The organism is Roseovarius sp. THAF27 (assembly GCF_009363655.1).
Classification (GTDB): Bacteria; Pseudomonadota; Alphaproteobacteria; order Rhodobacterales; family Rhodobacteraceae; genus Roseovarius.
Genome location: NZ_CP045393.1, coordinates 3,778,738 through 3,797,718 on the forward strand (window position 1 = coordinate 3,778,738; position 18,981 = coordinate 3,797,718).

The window sequence follows — 18,981 nt, forward strand, 5'->3', positions numbered from 1 at the left end:
GAACGGCAAGCCTTGACGTGGATCAAGCCAGCTCGCCCGCCAGCGCACGGTCGATCAGCGCCACGGTTTCGTCAACACCATAAAGCGCGATGAACCCGCCAAAGCGCGGCCCCTGGCTGGCGCCAAGCAGCGTCTCGTAGAGCGCCTTGAACCAGTCGCGCAGCGGATCGAACCGGTCGCGCCCGACGGCATAGACCACCGATTGCAGCGCCTCGTCCTCGACCGGGCCGTCATAGGCGGCCAACTGGTCGCGCAGGTCGGTCAGCGCCTCGCGTTCCAGCTCCGTGGGGGCGCGATAGGTCTTCGTCGGCGCGACGAAATCCTCGTAGTATTTCACCGCGAACCCGGCGGCGGCATCCAGATCGGGATGCGTCTCGGGGCTGGCATCGGGCGCATAGCGATTGATGAAGCCCCAGAGCGTTTCCTTGTCCTGCGCGGACGCCACCGAGGCGAGGTTCAGCAGCATGGCGAAGGACACCACCATGCGGCTTTCGGGCACGTCGCCATTGTGGATGTGATGCACCGGGTTGTTCAGCTTGCCCGCCGCATCCTGCCCCGGATAGGCGCGCAATTGCTGGTGATACTCGTCCACCGCGCGCGGGATCACGTCAAAGAACAGCCGCTTGGCCGTCTTCGGCTTCTGGTACATGAAATAGGACAGGCTCTCGGTGCTGGCATAGGTCAGCCACTCGTCGATGCTGATCCCGTTGCCCGACGATTTGGAGATCTTCTGCCCCTTGTCATCAAGGAACAGTTCATAGGTGAAATGCTCGGGCGCGGGCGTGCCCAGGATCTCGCAGATCTTGTCGTAGATCGGCGTGTTGGTGGAATGGTCCTTGCCGTACATCTCGAAATCGACGCCCAATGCGGCCCAGCGCGCGCCGAAATCGGGTTTCCATTGCAGCTTCACGTTGCCCCCCGTAACCGGCAGGGTCCATTCGCGGCCATCCTCGTCGTCGAACGTGATCTCGCCCTTGGCGGCATCGACATTCTTCATCGGCACGTAAAGGACACGCCCCGTCTCGGGGTGTAAAGGCAGGAAGATCGAATAGGTCTGCTGCCGCTCCTCGCGCAAGCTTTTCAGCATCACCTTCATGATGTCGTCGTACCGCTCTGCCGCGCGCAGCAGCGTCTCGTCGAACTGCCCGGACTTGTAGAAATCGGTGGCCGAATAGAATTCGTACTCGAACCCGAAGGTATCCAGGAACCGGCGCAGCATGGCGTTGTTGTGATGGCCAAAGCTCTCGAACTCGCCAAAGGGGTCCGGCACGCTGGTCAGCGGTTTCTGCAGATGCTCTTGCAACATGTCCTGGTTCGGCACGTTGCCCGGCACCTTGCGCATCCCGTCCAGGTCGTCGGAGAAACAAAAGAGCCGCGTCGGGATATCGCTGATCTGCTGAAACGCGTGGCGGATCATCGTTGTGCGCAGAACCTCGCCGAAGGTCCCGATATGCGGCAGGCCCGAGGGGCCATAGCCGGTCTCGAACAGGACATATCCCTTCTCGGGCGGCGCCTTTTCATAGCGTTTGAGCAGCCGGCGCGCCTCTTCGAAGGGCCAGGCTTTCGCACTCATCGCGGCGTCGCGCAGTTCGGACATATCGGTCTCCAACGGTTGAGGCCCGCGCGAATGGCGGGCCGCCTCGGTTCCTATTGCTCCGCCCTCGGACAGTCAATATTCTGCGCCGCGACAAGCCCCTTTAAGGACAGCGCATGACCGACGACCAGGATTCCCACCCGCTCACCCCCCAGGATTGCCTCGTGGCCGTGATGATCGCCGTTTCCGCCTCGGACGAGAACATCCGCACCGCCGAACTGGTCAAGATCGAAAGCGCCATCGACAACCTGCCGATCTTTGCCACCTATGACGTGGACCGGATGAAGACCGTGTCGCAGATGGTGTTCGACCTTTTCGCCGAAGAGGACGGGCTGGACGCGCTTTTCGGCCTTGTCACCGACAACCTGCCCGAGCGTTTGTACGAGACCGCCTATGCGCTGGCCTGCGACGTGGCGGCCGCCGACGGCGCGCTGGACGAGACCGAACTGCGGTTCCTGGGCGAGATCCGCTACCAGCTGAACATCGACCGGCTGCACGCGGCAGCCATCGAACGCGGGGCGCGGGCGCGGCACGTGCACGAGTGACATCGGGAAGCCCCGGCGAAATTCCCCATTTTCATTCAGGCCGAAAACCGCTCTAAATAAGGCTCAGCCGATCGGGAGACCTGTCAAATGCGCCCACTTTTCGTGAATATCCGCTGCCGCCCCGGCACCTCCTACAAGGTGGCCGAGGAGATCGCCCTGCGCGAAATCCATTCCGAGCTGTATTCCACCTCCGGGCCGTTCGACCTGCTGCTCAAGCTCTATGTTCCCGAAGGCGAAGACGTGGGCAAATTCATCAACGAGAACGTTGCGACGATTGACAACATCGAACGCACGGAAACGACGCTGACTTTCAAGGCGTTCTGACATTCACAGGGAGAGGATGACAATGAACCTGAAATCAATTCTGGCCGCCACGGCCATGACGGCACTGGGCGCGATGGCCCATGCCGAAGGCGTGAAGGTCGGCATGATCACCACGCTGTCGGGCGGCGGCGCCGGGCTTGGCATCGACGTGCGCGACGGTTTCCTGCTGGCGGTCAAAATGTCGGGCAATTCCGACATCGAGGTCGTGGTCGAGGATGACCAGCGCAAGCCCGATATCGCCGTGCAACTGGCCGACAAGATGATCCAGTCCGAAAAGGTCGACGTGCTGACCGGCATCATCTGGTCGAACCTCGCCATGGCCGTGGTGCCCGCCGCCACCGCACAGGGCAAGTTCTACCTGTCGCCTAACGCCGGCCCCTCGGCGCTGGCCGGCAAGGGCTGCAACCCCAACTATTTCAACGTGGCCTGGCAGAACGACAACCTGCACGAGGCCGCGGGCGGCTATGCCAACTCTGCCGGGTTCAAGAACACCTTCATCCTCGCGCCCAACTACCCGGCGGGGCAGGACGCCCTGACCGGCTACAAGCGCATCTACGAGGGCGAACTGGCCGGCGAGGTCTTTACCCAGCTTGGCCAGACTGACTATGCCGCCGAGATCGCCCAGATCCGCGCCTCGGGCGCCGACAGCGTGTTCTTCTTCCTGCCGGGCGGGATGGGTATCTCGTTCCTCAAGCAATATGCCGACAGCGGCGTGGACCTGCCGGTCGTCGGCCCCGCCTTCAGTTTCGACCAGGGCATCCTTCAGGCCGTGGGCGACGCCGCGATGGGCATCAAGAACACCAGCCAGTGGAACAAGGATCTGGACAACGAGGCGAATGTGGAATTCGTCGCCGCCTTCCAGGAGGAATACGGCCGCCTGCCCTCGCTTTACGCGTCCCAGGGCTATGACACGGCGAACCTGCTCCTGTCCGCCATGGCCAAGGCCGACGTCGCGGATGCCGACGCCTTCCGGGCCGCGTTGAAGGAAGCCGATTTCGAGTCCACCAGGGGCGATTTCGAGTTCGCCTCCAACAACCACCCGATCCAGGACATCTATGTCCGCGAGGTGATCAAGGAAGGCGACGTCTACACCAACAAGATCATCGGCACCGCGCTGGAGGATCACTCCAACGTCTATGTCGACGAGTGCGAGATGTAAGACGGGTCCGCACCCCGGGGGCAGGCAGGCACCGTACCCCGGGGGTGGCTCTTTTGCATGAAGTGGCGCAGATGGGCGTCTCCTGGGGTCGAGGCGTAACGACCGCCTCAAATGCCTTGCGGGCAAGCGTGTCCATAGTTCCGAGCGCCATCGGCGGGCCGCGGCGCGGCGATCCGACGGTGGTTCGGCAGCGCTTTATCCCAGCCAGATCCGAAACAGGATCGAGTGATGTACCAAGCGTCACCCAATCGCCGGGTCGTGGGGGCGGCCCGTCGATGGCGCGGGGCCTGCGGCCCGGCTCCGCGCCGGGGCTGTAGATCAGACGTCTTGCGTGTCCCGAAAAGCCGAACGTCCAACGCGGACGCTCCGCGCGGAATCCAGGTGCAGCTTGCTGCACCGCCGCGCATCGCCGGGCCGTCCCCCGGCACGGCGATTTGGCAGGTGAAGTGCCACGCTCTCAGATCGGATGTGCTTGGCAGGCATTAATTGCCCATCACCATCGTCGGTTCGCCGCACCACGGCCCGTCGATGCGCGTCCCCTCAGCGTCAGAAAATAACGTCCGCTTCGTCCCGCAAAGCCGACCTCAACGTGCAAAGCACCACATGCAAAAGCCGCCCCGGGGGGCGGCTTTGGTCTTTTCACCTTGGCGCAGCACCCTCCCGGACCCGATCCGGGAGCTCCCGGCCACAGGAGGCCCCGGGTCGGGCCCGGGGCGCGTGGCGCGGGATGCGCTGCTATTTCTTCTTCTTTTCCCCAAGCGTGACCGGGCCCGCCGCGCCGGAATGCGCCGTTGCCAGGACCTTCGGTTTTTCCTGTTTCGGCTTCTTCACTTCGCGGTTGCCGCGCCTGTTATTGCCTTTTCCCATCATGACCTCACGGTTTGAGTAACCGCCCGGCGACATGCCGGACGGGTCGATCCTCAGGAAGATCAAGGTTGCCTGGCAGGAGGCGTCAGGGCGATGACTTCGATGAGTGGCGCCAGGGGGATATTCCACGGCCCCGGCGCCAGGTTAGATATACGCCTGCGCCGTCGACCTCACAAGTGGTCCTGAAAGAGCATACGCGCATCGTCGCGCATTGCGCGTGACCTGCCGGTCCGCCTTCGGGGAGGCTGGTTGCGCCCCCCGCAGGCGCGGTTCATCGCCCGCGAGGGTCCGACCATCCGGTCCGATCCGTCAGTGAACCACCTTGGACAGGAAGGTCTGAAGCCGCGGCGATGACGGTGCGTCAAGCACCTGATCCGGCGGTCCCATCTCTCCGACCCGGCCTTCATCCATGAAGACGACCTTCGTCGCCACATCCCTGGCAAAGGACATTTCATGGGTGACGACCACCATCGTCGTCCCCTCTTCGGCCAGCACCTTCATCACATCCAGGACTTCGCCCACCAGTTCCGGGTCCAGCGCCGAGGTCGGCTCATCGAACAGCATCACTTCGGGTTCCAGCGCCAGCGCCCGCGCGATGGCCACCCGCTGTGCCTGCCCGCCCGAGATCTGCCCGGGCATCTGCTCGGCCCGCTCCGACAGGCCGACACGCGCAAGCAGCCGGTCTGCCCTGGCCGCCGCATCGGTGCGGTTCAGCCGCCCGTTCAGGTACGGGCCGGACATGACGTTTTCCCGCACGGTCATATGGGGAAACAGATTGAAGCTCTGGAACACCATGCCGGTCTTGGAGCGGAAGGTCGCGCGCTGAGCATCGCTGACCTTGGTCCCGGACCCGAATTCCAGCCGGCGCTCGCCAATCTCGATCTGGCCGGCGGTCGGATCCTCCAGCAGGTTCAGACACCGCAGGAAGGTGGATTTGCCACATCCCGACGGCCCGATGACCACGGCCACCTCGCCCCGGTCGATCTGGAAATCCACCCCCCTCAGAACGCGGAGCTGCCCGAATTTCTTTTCAAGCCCTTTTACAGTAATCATGACAGCTTGGCCTTTCAGTGTTTGATCTCGAAACGGCTGGCAATCAGCGTGACCGGCGTCAGCACCGCAAGGTACATCAGCGCCGCGAAGGTATAGACCTCCAGCGGTCGATAGGTGCTCATGGTCAACGTCGACGCCGCGTACATCAGGTCGGGCACAGCCACGACCGACAGCAACGAGGTGTTCTTCAATTGCAGGATGGACTGGCTGACGATGGGCGGCACCATGCGGCGGGTCGCCTGGGGCAGGATGATGTGCCGCATCTTGGTCCAGTAGGAGAAGCCGAGAACGGTCGATGCCTCCCACTGCCCCTTTTCGATCGAAATCACACCGGCGCGAAATATCTCGGCCGAAAAGGCCCCCATGTAAAGCGTCAGGCCGAGGCCCGCCGCGAACCAGTCCGGCAACGCATAGCCCGTGACCATCGGCAGGGCGTAGAAGAACCAGACGATCTGCACCAGCAGCGGCGTCGACCGGAACAACAGCACGTAGCCCGAGCCGATCCACCAGAGGACAGGCACCCGGGCCACGAGGATGAGGCCGAAGATGACCCCGATCAGCAATCCGGCGACCGAGGTGACGACGGCATAGGACAGCGTCACGCCCAAAGCGTTCATCCAGAGCGACAGGTCCCAGACCACAGACCAATCGAAGTTATACATCCAGATCTCCTTTTCTCCGGCCCCGCAACCCTTCGGAAAACGGCCCATGGGACGGCTTCGCCCCCCTCGGACCCTGCCGGACGTTCGGCAAGGGACTCTCATTCGATGCACTCTTATAGCAGTTAATTTTCAAGATGCTAATCGCATCGCAATAACATTGTGTCTTTTTTTCACCAGAGTCGATATTCCTGCCCTTCCGCCCCTGCGGAACCTCTGGTTTATGTTGCGGGGGCCATCTAACGGGGCGTCAATTGACTCCGGGCCGACGCATAACGGCCAACCAACCTAAGGAGTCGAACGTGACACATCTTAAAATGACGACCGCCGTCATTGCCTTCTGCACCGCCGCCGTTCCGGCCGCCGCAGAGTCCATCTGGGAAAACATCAAATCGTCCGGGCAGGTTGTCTGCGGCGGCATCCAGAACTATCCGCCGACCTCGTTCCATGTCGGGGGCGATCTGGAATACGCCGGCTACGGACCCAATGTCTGCCGCCAGATCGTTGCCGATCTGAGCGAGGAGATGGGGCAGGACCTGGAGGTCGTCTGGCGCGAAACGACCTGGCAGAGCGTCGTTCTGGACCTTCAGGCCGGCCGCATCGACCTGTTCCCCGGCATGACCGCCACCGAGGAGCGCAAGAAGGCGCTGGATATGGCCGGCCCGCTCTATCAGATGACAAACTGCGTGATCGCGGGCACCGGCAAGGAAGCGATGCCGACATGGGAAGAATACAATTCCGGTGAAACCACCTTTGCCATGGTGACCGGCACCGCGCAGATCGCCTTTCTGCAAAGCGATGTCCCCGAGGCGAACATCATGTCGCTGAAGGAAATGGGCGAAACCATCATGGCCGTCCAGGCCGGTCGCGCGGATTACCTGATGCAGGAGCTGCCGATCTGCCTGCAGACCTTCGCCACCGCCCCCGATGCCTTTGCCAGCTACACCGTGCCCACCCCGGAAAACGGCAGCCCGTCTTCCGCCGGGATCCGGATGGATGACGACGGTCGCTTCAGCGATTTCGTCCAGGCCTGGGCCGACAAGAACCGGGCGGAAGGCACGGTTGCGCCGCTGATCATCGACGGGTTCGAAGCGGCAGGCATGGATGTCTCGGCGATCCCCGAAGGGATCCAGTTCTGATCCGAGGTGTCGTCCGGGCCTCGTGGCCCGGGCACGCCCCTTTCCGATACGCAAAAGGCCGGCGGTTCGCCGGCCTTTTGTCTTTTCACCGCTGAACGCCTCAGGAGGCTTTCTTGCGATCCAGAAACTTGCTCATTTCCGCCTGCGTGTGACCTTCTGCAAAGGCCTTCTTGTGCAAGGTGCGCGCCAGCTCGAAGGTTTCGTCAAAGCTGTGCTGGGTGGCCGCCACGATCCGCTGCTTGTTGAGCGCATAGGCTTGTTTCGGCAGCGCCGCCAGCTCCTGCGCCAGGGCGATGGCGCGCGGCAGGACCTGGTCCTGCTCGACGATCTCGTTGATCAGACCCAGGCTATGGCATTCGTCCGCCGACACGATGCGCCCGGTCTGCACAAGGTCGATCGCGCGCGCAAGGCCCAGCATTTCCCGGATGATCCAGAACCCGGTGACCGAGGCGATGCCCTGTTTGATCTCCGGCTGACCCATCGGCGAATTGGCGTGCCCCACGCGCATGTCGCACAACAGCGCCACCTGAAAGGCGGACCCGGCCGCGATCCCGTTCAGCGCACCGATGAAGGGCTTTTCGAACCGGCGGATCAGGTTGTACAGGGTACGCCATTCCTCGATCCACAGCTCGGCCCGCGCCGCGTCAAAGCTCTTGCCCTCGTTCAGGTCCTGCCCGGCGCAGAAGGCCCGGTCGCCAGCGCCGGTCAGGATAACGGCTTCGACCTCGGGATCGGTGTCCGCAGCAATGATCGCCTTGCACAGATCGTTCCGCATGGGGGTGTCCCAGGCGTTCAGCCGCTTGGGTTTGTTCAGGGTGATGATCTGGATCGACCCTTCGCGGGTCACAAGGATCGGATCGGTAGCGTCAGACATGGTGTTTCTCTCTCTGCTTCAGTGTCTCGTCCAGTCGCCGGCGCGGGTCGCGTCCAGCTTGTGTTTCATGATCCTCTGGCTTGGGGTTCGTTCGAACTCCTGCACGAAGGTGATGAATTGCGGAAGCTGATGCGGCGCGAGCTTGCCCGCCAGCCAGTCGAACAGCGCCGCGCCGGTCAGGGTCTGACCGGGGGCCGATTGCACGTAGATCTTGATGTCCGCCTCGCCGATCTCGGCCTCCACCGGGATCGCGGCACAGGCGGCCACGGCATCGTGCTGTTCCACCACGTGTTCGACCTCCCAGGCCGAGACGTTCTCGCCCCGAACCCGGATGGTGTCCTTCATGCGGCCGTGAAACTTCAGTCGTCCCTCGGCATCCAGCGACCCCATGTCGCCGGTGTGCAGCCGACCGTCCCGCAGCGCCTCACGGGTGGCTTCGACCGAATTCATATAGCCCTTGAACAGCGCAGTTTCGCAGTCGGGGCGGGGCGTTACAACGATCTCACCCCTTTCTCCGGTGGCAAGGACCCGCCCGTCCCGGTCGCGGATCGACACCTCGAACCACGGCAGCGCGCGACCGACATAGCCGGGCAGCCCCTCGACATTGACCGTCGACAGGCTCGAGGCCTCGGTCATGCCGTAGCCTTCGGTGATCCGCAGGCCGAACCGCGCCTCGGAGGCTTTCCACGTCTCGGTATCACAGCCGCCGCCCCAGGCGATGGCGACCTGGTGTTCCTTGTCGTCCGGGCGGGCGGGCTGTTTCAGCAGCATCTGCAGAACGCCGCCCAGATGGTGGATCCGCGTCGCGCCACAGGCCCGCACCTGATCCCAGAATCCGGACGCTGTGAACTTCGCCGTCAGCGCCAGCTGCACATCCCGAATCAGCGGCAGAACAACCACCTGCGCGCCCCCGATATGGTGGAAGGGTTCCCATGTATAATAGATGGCACCCGGTTCGGCTTGCGAGGAAATCGCAGCACTTTCAGCAGAATACCGCAGCATCGCATGGGTGAGGGGCACCGCCTTGGGCCGCCCCGTGGTGCCGGAGGTGAACAGGATCATGCACAGATCCTCCGCCTCGGGCAGGACCGGCGTGATCGCCGGGGCCTCTCCCAGTGCGGCGCACAATCCGGCGTCCTGCGGGCGCACCAGCACGTCGCAGCCCGCCGTGCGGGCGACCTCTTCGGCCTCTTCTTCCACGATCAGCAGGGTCACGTCGGCTTCGGTCACGGTATAGGTCACGCCGCTGGCCACCTGGCGCAGGCCGACCGGCACCCAGACCGCCCCCAGCAGGCCCAGGGCAAAGGCCGCGGCGCTGGTATCGACATGCGTCCCCAGCATCAGGCCAACGCGATCGCCGCGCCCGACGCCGCGGGCGGAAAGCCCCGCGGCAATGGTCAGCGCGCGCGCCTGCACTGCACCGATCGTGTGATCCTGCCACACGCCGTTGACAAGTTCCGACGCGTAGATCCGCTCCGGGTTCTCCGAAGCATTCTGCCCCAGCAGATGCAGAAAACCCGATCCTGCCCATGAAGTATGTGTTGTGTCCGTCATGCTCGATTTCCAACCTGATCGGTCGTGTTACTGGTTGACCAAAATATCGCGATGCGATAACCTATAATTATAATATAAGCGCCGCGTTTCTGCGGTGTCAATGCGTGCGGAGGCGGGAAAACCGAAATGGCGGAGTCTGATGACCTGAACGACCCATTGATGGTCAGTGCCGTGGAAAAAGCCTTTCGCGTGCTGGCCGCGTTTGACGAGGCGACACCGCGGCAGACGCTGACCCAGCTTGCGGAAAACTCCGGCCTCGATCGGTCGGCCGCGCAACGCTACTCCCATACGTTGTGGCGGCTGGGGTACCTGCACAAGGACAAGCGCACCAAGTCGTTCGAACTGACCCCGAAGACCCTGAGCCTTGCCTACCAGTATACCCGGTCCAGTCCGATCGTCCTGCGGTCGCACCCCTATCTGTCTCACCTGAACAAGGCGACAGAGGAGGCCGTGTCGCTTACCGTGCTCGACGGGACCGAGGTGATCTACCTGTCGCGCTACCTGTCTCCCAACGTCCTGGATACGGACGTGATCGTGGGGTCGCGCCTGCCGGCCTATTGTTCGGCAGGCGGTCTGGCGATCCTGTCCACGATGGAGGACGCAGAGGTTGACGCGTTGCTGGATCGGTCCGACCTGCGCGCCTTTACCCGTCACACCGTGTACGACCGCAAGGGCATCTGGGAGGCGATCAACAAGACCCGCAGCCGCGGCTTTGCCCTTGTCGAGGAACAGATCTACACCGGCGACATCACGCTCGCGGTGGCGCTGCGCCTGCCCGGCAACGAAGGGGTTGCCGCCGTCAGCCTCGGGGCCTCCCTCTTTCGCTATGACGCCAAGCAGATGGTCAGCCAGTTTGCCCCCATGCTGTTGGCTGCGACGCGGACGATGTCTCAGGGCGTACCGCTCTGAACGGGTCCGTTGCCCTCTCCGGTGACATTGCGCGGGTCAACTCTCCGACGCGGCGGCACTCGACCATCGGGTTTTCGAGGAAAGGGTGATTAAAGCGCAATCTGCCGTCCACGCAACCGGCGGATGGCCTGCGGCAGGACTGGTGGAGGTATCGGAGATATGATTGGTTGCGGGGGTAGGATTTGAACCTACGACCTTCAGGTTATGAGCCTGACGAGCTACCGGGCTGCTCCACCCCGCGCCAATGCGGGCTATCTACTCCTGCACCGGGACCTTCGCAAGGGGCCGCGCCGGCATTTATTACATTTTTTTTACACGACAATTCGAAATTGCCTAGCGGAAGACGACGTCGAGGCTGTCGAAGGCACCCAGCTTGTGATCCTCGCGGAAAAACGCGTGATCCCGTTGCAGGCGGGCGACCGCTTCCTCGGTGAAGCGGACGATATCGCCGACGAACAGGTCCAGCGGCGCGATGGCCTCCATGATCGAAGGCTCGACGTCATAGTCGATCCGTCCCAGGTCGTCGGACAGCGCATGGGCCTGCGCCAGCGCGGCGCCGCACACCCTGGCGTACTTCTTCCACGTCTTGAAGCTCAGGTCATCGAGGTCGATGTCATCCCGGAACGGCGCCCGCTCGCGGCTCATGAAACTCTTTCCGTCGATCTCGACCGCGCCGTAGAAAATGTCTCCATGCGCCAATTGCACGCGCTGGCCATGCTTGATGCGCTCGGCCTGCTCTCCGGCGTAGAAGGCGTTGGGCGGCACCAAGCCGTCCAGGGCCGAGCGGCGGGCGGCCTTGAACTCGATGATAAGGTCGTCGGTCGCATCCTGCGACGGTCCCTCGATCAGGACGTAATAGCGCGGCAGGCCGAGCGAGGCGGTGCCCTGCCCGTGGCGCACGCACACATCCTTGACCTTCAGCTCACCGGCGCGGTCGGGCGCGTCGATGCCGTTCGACTTGGCCAGGTCGTTGATGGCTTTCTGAAACTTGTCGATCTCGGTCGACAGGGGCTGCAACTCGTCATTGGACCTGAAGGCGCGGCCATTGGGCGTCAGGTAATCGTCCCACAACCAGTCCCTGCGCTCTTCCCACGCCTGCTCGAACAGGCGGCGGATCACCTTGGGGGAATTGTCCGTCCGGTAGGCATCGTTGCGTTCTGTGGATTTGTTGGCGTAGTCCTGCATCGCCGTCGCATAGCCGCGCACGAACTTGCGGATGATCTTGCGGGCCTGCTTCGGCTTCAGCGCGCCCTCTGTCAGCGCCGCGATCCAGAACCCCACGGCGCCGCGCTTGATATCCCAGCTGAAGGGCGCATAGGTGGTCTCGTCAAAGTCGTTCACACCGAAGATCGGCGCGCCGTTCTTGTCGGGCATGACGCCGAAGTTCGCCGGGTGCACATCTCCCAGCGCCATGACCGTGGGCATGTGCCCGTCCTCGCCCACCATGTCGCGGTAGAACAGCAGTGCGGTGCCGCGAAAGAACTTGTACGGGCAGCCGGCCAGCTTGTCGAACTTGTCGCGCGCGCCCTTCGAGCTTTCGGTGATGCGCGCGGCATGGTCTTCACGGATCGTCGTGCGCACATGCAGCCGCCGCGCCTGGCCTTGCAGGAATTTCGGCGGAACAAGGTATTTGCCGTCGGCAATCGCGGCGCTCAGCCGGCCGAACGCCTTGGATCGCCGCTCGTAGCGCGCGTCGATCGACCTTTCAGGCGGGTCGGGCCGCTTTACCGTATTGGATTTGCCTGATTTTCCGGATTTCGCCTTGGCCATCGCGTCCCTTTCGTCCTGGCAGGTAACGAAAAGGCCGGATCGAAAGTTCCCCGGCGCGCTTGGCGGCGAAAGGAGTCTCGCCGTGGTCCGTCACCGCAGGGCCAAGACGCGCCGACAAGGCACAGCGAAGCCGCCGCTGTGTGCGGGTCAGTCGGTAAATTGTAGGGGAAGATCGAAAGAGAGATACAATTTCAAGGACCTTACTAGGTTTGGCGGTGACCTACTCTCCCACGTCTTGAGACGCAGTACCATTGGCGCTACGGCACTTAACGGCCGGGTTCGGGATGGGACCGGGTGTTTTGCTCGTGCTATGACCACCAAACCGAGAAAGATCCTTGAACTCCAAGTCAGCACACTTGTTTCAGTGTACGGCTTCTGGATCCGCATAAGCCAATCTGGCTTTTACTGGATCAAATCAAGCCTATCGGACAATTAGTACCGGTCAACTGAACGCATTGCTGCGCTTACATCTCCGGCCTATCGACGTGGTGGTCTACCACGGTCCTCAGGGATACCTTGTTTTGAGGGGGGCTTCCCGCTTAGATGCCTTCAGCGGTTATCCTGTCCGTTCATAGCTACCCAGCACTGCCGTTGGCACGACAACTGGTCCACCAGTGGAACGTTCACCCCGGTCCTCTCGTACTAGGGGCAACTCCTCTCAAGTATCCTACACCCACGGCAGATAGGGACCGAACTGTCTCACGACGTTCTAAACCCAGCTCACGTACCTCTTTAAACGGCGAACAGCCGTACCCTTGGGACCTGCTCCAGCCCCAGGATGAGATGAGCCGACATCGAGGTGCCAAACACTGCCGTCGATATGGACTCTTGGGCAGTATCAGCCTGTTATCCCCGGCGTACCTTTTATCCGTTGAGCGATGGCCCTCCCACTTGGGACCACCGGATCACTATGGCCGTCTTTCGACTCTGCTCGACTTGTCAGTCTCGCAGTCAGGCTGGCTTATGCCATTGCACTCAACGAGCGATTTCCGACCGCTCTGAGCCAACCTTCGCGCGCCTCCGTTACGCTTTAGGAGGCGACCGCCCCAGTCAAACTACCCGCCACGCAGGGTCCCGGATCCGGATAACGGACCGCGGTTAGACATCAAGAATGCATAGGGTGGTATCTCAAGGATGGCTCCACCACGACTAGCGTCATGGTTTCAAAGCCTACCACCTATCCTGCACAATGCAGTCCTGATGCCAGTGCGAAGCTGTAGTAAAGGTGCACGGGGTCTTTCCGTCTAACCGCGGGAAGCCTGCATCTTGACAGGCAATTCAATTTCGCTGAGTCGATGTTGGAGACAGCGGGGAAGTCGTTACGCCATTCGTGCAGGTCGGAACTTACCCGACAAGGAATTTCGCTACCTTAGGACCGTTATAGTTACGGCCGCCGTTTACCTGGGCTTCAATTCGACGCTCTCACATCTCCTTTTAACCTTCAGGCACCGGGCAGGCGTCAGACCCTATACGTCGTCTTGCGACTTCGCAGAGCCCTGTGTTTTTAGTAAACAGTCGCCACCCCCTGGTTTGTGCCCCCGGACTTCAGTTGCCTGAAACCCGGGCCTCCTTCTCGCGAACTTACGGAGGTATTTTGCCGAGTTCCTTCAACATCGTTCTCTCAAGCGCCTTGGTATTCTCTACCAGTCCACCTGTGTTGGTTTAGGGTACGATCTTATGATGGAGCTATTTCCAGGGACTGCTAAGCTGCCCATCCAATCCGATAAGGATGAACAACCCTCGCAATCCGTCACTTTCATCTGGCTCAGGAATATTAACCTGATTCCCATCGACTACGCCTTTCGGCCTCGCCTTAGGGGTCGGCTTACCCTGCTCAGATTAGCTTTAAGCAGGAACCCTTGGACTTTCGGCGAGAGTGTCTCTCACACTCTTTGTCGCTACTCATGTCATCATTCTCACTAGTGATCTCTCCACGGGATCGCTCACGCGCCCGCTTCATCGAAAGCTCCGTTCCTCCAAAGCACCTCGAAAGGTGCTGAAGAGGAGTGGAACTATGTCACACTACGCTCTGCTACCAGTGCATACGCACTCCTCGGCTTCGGCTCATGGCTTGAGCCCCGTTACATCTTCGCCGCAAGACAACTTATTTAGACCAGTGAGCTGTTACGCTATCTTTAAAGGATGGCTGCTTCTAAGCCAACCTCCTGGTTGTTTTGGTCGTCTCACCTGCTTTCCCACTTAGCCATGAATTGGGGGCCTTAGCCGGAGGTCAGGGTTGTTTCCCTCTCCACTACGGGCGTTAGCACCCGCAGTGTGTCTGCCATCTAGTACTCCTCGGTATTCGGAGTTTGGTTAGGATCAGTAAGCCTGTGGGGCCCCATTACCCATCCAGTGCTCTACCCCCGAGGGTATTCGGATGACGCTCTACCTAAATAGATTTCGCAGAGAACCAGCTATCTCCGAGTTTGATTGGCCTTTCACCCCTAGGCACAACTCATCCCGATCTTTTTCAACAGATGTGGGTTCGGCCCTCCAGTAAGTGTTACCTTACCTTCAGCCTGGTCATGCCTAGATCACTCGGTTTCGGGTCTGATCCATCTAACTCGACGCCCTATTAAGACTCGCTTTCGCTGCGCCTACACCTAACGGCTTAAGCTTGCTAGATAGACCAAGTCGATGACCCATTATACAAAAGGTACGCCGTCACAAGACTGGACACTAATGACAACCGTTTCCGGTTATTTGGTCGGGATCGAGACCCGGAACTGAACCGTTTCAAGGCCCGGGTTATCGCTGTAGATCCCAGCGTTCGACCGATGATCGAAACTCAGGCTCATGCGCACGCCATTGCGTGCCTGATACCCGAATTCGACACCCGATCGAAAGATGATCGGGCCACCCAGGTCGACATCGCTGCCCTCGGCATAAAGCCCGGGCATCGAGTGGAACTGAGCGTACCACCGTTCGTTCGGCGTCGTGTATGTCGTGGTGTTTCCAAGACCCACCCACAGGCCACCATCATCCGTGATGGACCCACCGTAGGTGAATTGGAACGGGCCGCGTGCCGTCGATGTCTGCCGGCGAATGAACACTTCCTCGCCAACGGCGTTTTCCTGGAAGTACACCTCGCCAGCGGAAACGCTGGTAAACGGCACCACATCGTTCTTTGCCAGGCATCCTTCATTCGGGCAGTGATTCACCGCCATGTTCAGCAGGCCAAGGGCCAAACCGACCACCGCAGCGGTACCATCCGTAATAAAAGCAATGTCTGACATGTCCCGATCTCCATGGAGTTTTTTCCATGTGTGACGCAGATTGTCATTAGAGTCCAGTCAAGCTCCGACTGATTGTAGGCGTTCGGTTTCAGGTACTGTTTCACTCCCCTCGTCGGGGTGCTTTTCACCTTTCCCTCACGGTACTGGTTCGCTATCGGTCAGTAAGGAGTACTTAGCCTTCGAAGGTGGTCCTCCGATCTTCAGACAGGATTTCACGTGTCCCGCCCTACTTAATACATCCTATCGAGCTTCCTATACGGGGCTGTCACCCGCTATGGCCATGCTTCCCAACATGTTCTAGTCACTCTCAAGGCTTGGCTGGTCCCCGTTCGCTCGCCGCTACTAGGGGAGTATCAATTGATGTCCTTTCCTCCGGGTACTTAGATGTTTCAGTTCTCCGGGTTTGCTCTTAAAGACCTATGTATTCAGTCCTTAAGTACCTGTTTCAGAACCCTATAAACAGCCGAAGCTATTATAGTGAACTGTCAGGTGGGTTGCCCCATTCGGAAATTCATGGATCAAAGCCTATTCTCAGCTCCCCATGACTTATCGCAGAGTATCACGTCCTTCATCGCCTCTTACTGCCAAGGCATCCACCAAACGCCCTTCTCGCGCTTGATTTGATCCAGAAAAAGCAAGATTTGCGTCTTGCGCGGGTCCGTAGCTGGTAACTTCCAGACCCCTTATCCTGGACCAAAAGTCGTACATTTCCCGCTCCGGATTACTCCGGAACTTTGGTTATAGTACTTGACTTGGACAACTCTGTTCTTTTCAGCCCGGGATACATGGGGAAAGGCGTGGATGCACCTTTCGACATGCCGTCCACCGAAGTGGAACCAGACCGAGATCGCTTGCGTACTTACAAGGATCAAACAGTGTTGATCGTCACTTCAAGATTTCTCTCGAAGCAACTTGTATCTCTCTTTACGATTTCAAAGCGTCCGATTGGACGGCAAAACAGCGATGCTGCTTAACGGTCAAATCGGGATATGGTGGAGCCTAGCGGGATCGAACCGCTGACCTCCTGAATGCAAATCAGGCGCTCTCCCAGCTGAGCTAAGGCCCCCAAGGTCTTGGCAACGCCAAAACCGACGCGCGGAAAAGCGGATTGCATCGCAATCTGCGGCCGCGATGTTTGTTGGTGGGTCGAGGAGGACTTGAACCTCCGACCTCACGCTTATCAGGCGTGCGCTCTAACCACCTGAGCTACCGACCCAAGTTGATTTTACCAAAGGTAAAATCGACGTCGCCCGGCAGGCGTTTCCGCAGGAAATGCCGAGAGGGCCGCCGACCGCTGCCGCGGATTGATCGTCAATCCACTTTCACGGTTACGGCTTTCGCGGTGCGAAAGCCTTGACTGAAGAGATATGAGGACGGCCTGGACCGTATGATGTTTGATCGGTTTTGATTACCGATCTGCTAAGTGTTTCACGTAAGTCGATTGCGAACAATCGACCCAACTAGAAACATCCTTAGAAAGGAGGTGATCCAGCCGCAGGTTCCCCTACGGCTACCTTGTTACGACTTCACCCCAGTCGCTGAGCTTACCGTGGCCAGCTGCCCCCTGCGAACAGGTCGGCGCACCGTCTTCGGGTAAACCCAACTCCCATGGTGTGACGGGCGGTGTGTACAAGGCCCGGGAACGTATTCACCGCGTCATGCTGTTACGCGATTACTAGCGATTCCGACTTCATGCCGTCGAGTTGCAGACGACAATCCGAACTGAGATGGTTTTTAGGGATTAACCCTCTGTTACCACCATTGTAGCACGTGTGTAGCCCAACCCGTAAGGGCCATGAGGACTTGACGTCATCCACACCTTCCTCCCGCTTATCACGGGCAGTTTCCATAGAGTGCCCAGCCGAACTGCTGGCAACTAGGGATGTGGGTTGCGCTCGTTGCCGGACTTAACCGAACATCTCACGACACGAGCTGACGACAGCCATGCAGCACCTGTCACTGATCCAGCCGAACTGAAGGAATCTCTCTCGAGAAACCGCGATCAGGATGTCAAGGGTTGGTAAGGTTCTGCGCGTTGCTTCGAATTAAACCACATGCTCCACCGCTTGTGCGGGCCCCCGTCAATTCCTTTGAGTTTTAATCTTGCGACCGTACTCCCCAGGCGGAATGCTTAATCCGTTAGGTGTGTCACCGACACGCATGCGCGCCGACGACTGGCATTCATCGTTTACGGTGTGGACTACCAGGGTATCTAATCCTGTTTGCTCCCCACACTTTCGCACCTCAGCGTCAGTATCGAGCCAGTGAGCCGCCTTCGCCACTGGTGTTCTTCCGAATATCTACGAATTTCACCTCTACACTCGGAGTTCCACTCACCTCTCTCGAACTCTAGACTGATAGTTTTGGAGGCAGTTCCAGGGTTGAGCCCTGGGATTTCACCCCCAACTTTCCAATCCGCCTACGCGCGCTTTACGCCCAGTAATTCCGAACAACGCTAACCCCCTCCGTATTACCGCGGCTGCTGGCACGGAGTTAGCCGGGGTTTCTTTACCAGGTACTGTCATTATCATCCCTGGCGAAAGAGCTTTACGACCCTAAGGCCTTCATCACTCACGCGGCATGGCTAGATCAGGCTTGCGCCCATTGTCTAAGATTCCCCACTGCTGCCTCCCGTAGGAGTCTGGGCCGTGTCTCAGTCCCAGTGTTGCTGATCATCCTCTAAAACCAGCTATAGATCGTAGACTTGGTAGGCCATTACCCCACCAACTATCTAATCTAACGCGGGCCGATCCTTCACCGAAATTCTTTCCCCCGAAGGGCGTATACGGTATTAAACCCAGTTTCCCGGGACTATTCCGTAGTGAAGGGCACGTTCCCACGCGTTACTAACCCGTCCGCCGCTAGAACCGAAGTTCTCGCTCGACTTGCATGTGTTAGGCCTGCCGCCAGCGTTCGTTCTGAGCCAGGATCAAACTCTCAAGTTGAAAAGCTGTTACCAGCTTATCCTTGACGTTCGAACCTCTGCACATCAATTCCAACCGGCTATGGTTGGAACTTGTCTCTGTTTGTTGTGCTTCTGGTTTCATAAGAAACCGGAAACCGTCCAAACAGTGAAGCTGACTATCCATCATCGGATCGGGTCGAAACCGTCACCTAGGTAGTTTGATATGAGAGTGTTGATCCATCGAATAGACCAAACCGCCCACATATCTCTTCAGAAACTATCGATTTCAAAGAGCGCAGAGACAAAATCAACACGAAGCGCCATTTCTTTTTGGCGCAACCTGCGTCAGATACCTCAGTGTTTGTTGCCGTCTGTCCCTCTGGAGCGTCGCTC

At 59.9% G+C, this 18,981-nt stretch carries 12 protein-coding genes, 3 tRNA genes and 3 rRNA genes; 5 read left to right on the forward strand and 13 right to left on the reverse strand.

What is annotated here, in order from left to right; genetic code table 11:
* Positions 1–22: 22 nt before the first annotated feature.
* The gene (locus FIU89_RS18740; RefSeq protein ID WP_152493998.1) at positions 23–1,597 is read right to left on the reverse strand and encodes a lysine--tRNA ligase; all 1,575 of its coding nucleotides are present in this window, start codon (positions 1,595–1,597) and stop codon (positions 23–25) included.
* 113 nt (positions 1,598–1,710) lie between these two features.
* Here FIU89_RS18740 and FIU89_RS18745 point away from each other — a divergent pair, with 113 nt between their 5' ends.
* The 3 genes from FIU89_RS18745 (at position 1,711) to FIU89_RS18755 (ending at position 3,622) form a co-directional block, all read left to right on the forward strand.
* Positions 1,711–2,139: a tellurite resistance TerB family protein gene (locus tag FIU89_RS18745; RefSeq protein ID WP_152493999.1), complete on the forward strand. Its 429-nt coding sequence runs from the start codon at positions 1,711–1,713 to the stop codon at positions 2,137–2,139.
* A gap of 87 nt (positions 2,140–2,226) precedes the next feature.
* Positions 2,227–2,463 carry an Lrp/AsnC ligand binding domain-containing protein gene (locus FIU89_RS18750; RefSeq protein WP_152494000.1) on the forward strand — a complete coding sequence of 79 codons (237 nt, stop codon included), beginning with the start codon at positions 2,227–2,229 and terminating at the stop codon, positions 2,461–2,463.
* 22 nt (positions 2,464–2,485) lie between these two features.
* Entirely contained in the window at positions 2,486–3,622 is a 1,137-nt protein-coding gene (locus tag FIU89_RS18755) for an ABC transporter substrate-binding protein (protein WP_152494001.1), read from the forward strand.
* Positions 3,623–4,357: 735 nt separating this feature from the next.
* Here FIU89_RS18755 and FIU89_RS18760 read toward each other — a convergent pair.
* From FIU89_RS18760 to FIU89_RS18770, 3 genes are all read right to left on the reverse strand, one after another.
* The gene (locus FIU89_RS18760; RefSeq protein WP_152494002.1) at positions 4,358–4,555 is read right to left on the reverse strand and encodes a hypothetical protein; all 198 of its coding nucleotides are present in this window, start codon (positions 4,553–4,555) and stop codon (positions 4,358–4,360) included.
* Between the two features lie 243 nt (positions 4,556–4,798).
* Positions 4,799–5,542 carry an amino acid ABC transporter ATP-binding protein gene (locus tag FIU89_RS18765; protein ID WP_152494003.1) on the reverse strand — a complete coding sequence of 248 codons (744 nt, stop codon included), beginning with the start codon at positions 5,540–5,542 and terminating at the stop codon, positions 4,799–4,801.
* A gap of 14 nt (positions 5,543–5,556) precedes the next feature.
* Positions 5,557–6,204: an amino acid ABC transporter permease gene (locus FIU89_RS18770; RefSeq protein WP_152494004.1), complete on the reverse strand. Its 648-nt coding sequence runs from the start codon at positions 6,202–6,204 to the stop codon at positions 5,557–5,559.
* A gap of 299 nt (positions 6,205–6,503) precedes the next feature.
* Between FIU89_RS18770 and FIU89_RS18775 the strand changes: the two genes are divergently transcribed.
* The gene (locus FIU89_RS18775) at positions 6,504–7,340 is read left to right on the forward strand and encodes a transporter substrate-binding domain-containing protein (RefSeq protein WP_152494005.1); all 837 of its coding nucleotides are present in this window, start codon (positions 6,504–6,506) and stop codon (positions 7,338–7,340) included.
* Positions 7,341–7,440: 100 nt separating this feature from the next.
* Here FIU89_RS18775 and FIU89_RS18780 read toward each other — a convergent pair whose 3' ends face one another.
* Both FIU89_RS18780 and FIU89_RS18785 read right to left on the reverse strand, forming a co-directional pair.
* A complete protein-coding gene (locus FIU89_RS18780) occupies positions 7,441–8,214 on the reverse strand; it encodes an enoyl-CoA hydratase/isomerase family protein (RefSeq protein WP_152494006.1) in 774 nt (257 codons plus the stop codon).
* A gap of 18 nt (positions 8,215–8,232) precedes the next feature.
* Complete coding sequence (locus tag FIU89_RS18785; protein WP_152494007.1) at positions 8,233–9,768, reverse strand: AMP-binding protein; 1,536 nt, start codon at positions 9,766–9,768, stop codon at positions 8,233–8,235.
* 126 nt (positions 9,769–9,894) lie between these two features.
* On the opposite strand from FIU89_RS18785, the gene FIU89_RS18790 reads away from it, so the two are divergent.
* Positions 9,895–10,677, forward strand: a complete 783-nt coding sequence (locus FIU89_RS18790) for an IclR family transcriptional regulator (RefSeq protein WP_152494008.1) — start codon at positions 9,895–9,897, stop codon at positions 10,675–10,677.
* 164 nt (positions 10,678–10,841) lie between these two features.
* Here FIU89_RS18790 and FIU89_RS18795 read toward each other — a convergent pair.
* The 7 genes from FIU89_RS18795 to FIU89_RS18825 all read right to left on the reverse strand — a co-directional run bounded on the left by FIU89_RS18795 (position 10,842) and on the right by FIU89_RS18825 (position 18,628).
* Positions 10,842–10,918 (reverse strand) — tRNA-Met (locus FIU89_RS18795).
* Between the two features lie 92 nt (positions 10,919–11,010).
* Entirely contained in the window at positions 11,011–12,447 is a 1,437-nt protein-coding gene (locus FIU89_RS18800; protein WP_152494009.1) for a DUF2252 domain-containing protein, read from the reverse strand.
* A 207-nt stretch (positions 12,448–12,654) separates the two neighbouring features.
* Positions 12,655–12,769 (reverse strand): 5S ribosomal RNA (gene rrf / locus FIU89_RS18805).
* A gap of 89 nt (positions 12,770–12,858) precedes the next feature.
* Positions 12,859–16,304: ribosomal RNA gene (locus FIU89_RS18810) — 23S ribosomal RNA — on the reverse strand.
* A 369-nt stretch (positions 16,305–16,673) separates the two neighbouring features.
* Positions 16,674–16,749: transfer RNA gene (locus FIU89_RS18815), tRNA-Ala, on the reverse strand.
* A gap of 73 nt (positions 16,750–16,822) precedes the next feature.
* Positions 16,823–16,899: transfer RNA gene (locus tag FIU89_RS18820), tRNA-Ile, on the reverse strand.
* Between the two features lie 260 nt (positions 16,900–17,159).
* Positions 17,160–18,628, reverse strand: a 16S ribosomal RNA gene (locus tag FIU89_RS18825).
* Together the 16S, 23S and 5S rRNA genes with 2 tRNA genes alongside form the textbook arrangement of a ribosomal RNA operon.
* Between the last annotated feature and the right edge of the window lie 353 nt (positions 18,629–18,981).

Bases quoted from the DNA above. Each gene is read 5' to 3' on its own strand.
- FIU89_RS18755 (WP_152494001.1), top strand. From the start codon at position 2,486: ATGAACCTGAAATCAATTCTGGCCGCCACGGCCATGACGGCACTGGGC.
- FIU89_RS18800 (WP_152494009.1), bottom strand. From the start codon at position 12,447: ATGGCCAAGGCGAAATCCGGAAAATCAGGCAAATCCAATACGGTAAAG.
- FIU89_RS18770 (WP_152494004.1), bottom strand. From the start codon at position 6,204: ATGTATAACTTCGATTGGTCTGTGGTCTGGGACCTGTCGCTCTGGATG.
- FIU89_RS18780 (WP_152494006.1), bottom strand. From the start codon at position 8,214: ATGTCTGACGCTACCGATCCGATCCTTGTGACCCGCGAAGGGTCGATC.
- FIU89_RS18740 (WP_152493998.1), bottom strand. From the start codon at position 1,597: ATGTCCGAACTGCGCGACGCCGCGATGAGTGCGAAAGCCTGGCCCTTC.
- FIU89_RS18785 (WP_152494007.1), bottom strand. From the start codon at position 9,768: ATGACGGACACAACACATACTTCATGGGCAGGATCGGGTTTTCTGCAT.
- FIU89_RS18745 (WP_152493999.1), top strand. From the start codon at position 1,711: ATGACCGACGACCAGGATTCCCACCCGCTCACCCCCCAGGATTGCCTC.
- FIU89_RS18750 (WP_152494000.1), top strand. From the start codon at position 2,227: ATGCGCCCACTTTTCGTGAATATCCGCTGCCGCCCCGGCACCTCCTAC.
- FIU89_RS18765 (WP_152494003.1), bottom strand. From the start codon at position 5,542: ATGATTACTGTAAAAGGGCTTGAAAAGAAATTCGGGCAGCTCCGCGTT.
- FIU89_RS18790 (WP_152494008.1), top strand. From the start codon at position 9,895: ATGGCGGAGTCTGATGACCTGAACGACCCATTGATGGTCAGTGCCGTG.